We start from the raw sequence: 1040 nt of genomic DNA, 5'->3' as shown, positions 1-1040 counted from the left end.
AATCCAGCGGAAGCTGTAACAGCGAAAGATAAAGCGATTACATTAAAAGCTAGTGCAGACACAAGTGATGCTACAGACACACCTAAAAAAGGTATTGTCATTGCTAAAGATGGTGAAGGTAACATCACACTTGGCTTAGAAAAAGCAGACCGTACAACACTAGACCATGCAGCAAACATTGGTAATACGGCTTCTGACGGACGTGATGGTCAAGCAGGTGCTGGTAAAGATGGTGCAACCGTAGCTGGTTCTGCAGGTGCACAAGGCCCAACTGGTAAAGATGGCTTGAATGGCAAAGACTTAACGAATAAAGTGAATGCCCTTCGTAACGGCGAAGCTGGTACAGTAGTGTACACAAATGCAGCAGGCGACCGTGTAGTGAAAGCTAACGATGGCAACTACTATAAAACTGATGAAGTAAAACCAGATGGCAATGTAAAAACTCCTGATGAAAATGGTGGTACAGCTCCTGTAGCAGTGACACCAGAAGCACGTCTAGTAAGCCCAGATGGTACTGTAACAAATGGTACAACTGTATTAAATAATATTTCTTCTGTAGTGACACCATTAGCAGGTACAAATACATTAGAAAAATTAGAAAAAGCAGCTAAAGATGATAGCCCAGTTAAAAATGCAGCTACTAATGTAACAGATTTACATAACACTGCGAATGCGATCGTTGAAAAAGGCTTGACTTTCAAAGGCAATGAAGGCGATGCAATTCATAAAAACTTAGGTGATCAACTTGACATCGTGGGTGAAGGTACAGTAGCAGCTGATGCAACAACAGCAGCCAACAACATCCGTACTAAAAATGTTGATGGTAAACTAGAAATTGGTTTAGTAAAAGATTTAAAAAATATTACATCTATTACAAATGCAGCTCCAGTAGATCCAGCACAACCTGATGCAAAAGTAGCAAGTACTACATTGACAATCGATGGTAATGCATTAACGGTAGAAAACAAACAAGCTGATGGTGCAACATCAACAGTGAAAATCGGCAAAGATGGTATTGATGCTGGTAATAAAAAAATCAC

Annotated in this window: 1 protein-coding gene; it reads left to right on the top strand. The window is 40.2% G+C overall.

The genetic code is table 11. From position 1 onward, the window contains the following. A partial coding sequence (locus EO118_RS08525) for a hypothetical protein (protein WP_370447325.1) occupies positions 1-1040 on the top strand: 1040 nt, incomplete at both ends.

It is taken from the genome of Veillonella sp. 3891 (assembly GCF_003992315.1).
Lineage (GTDB): Bacteria > Bacillota > Negativicutes > Veillonellales > Veillonellaceae > F0422.
This window is presented reverse-complemented; position numbering and strand designations above follow the sequence as displayed.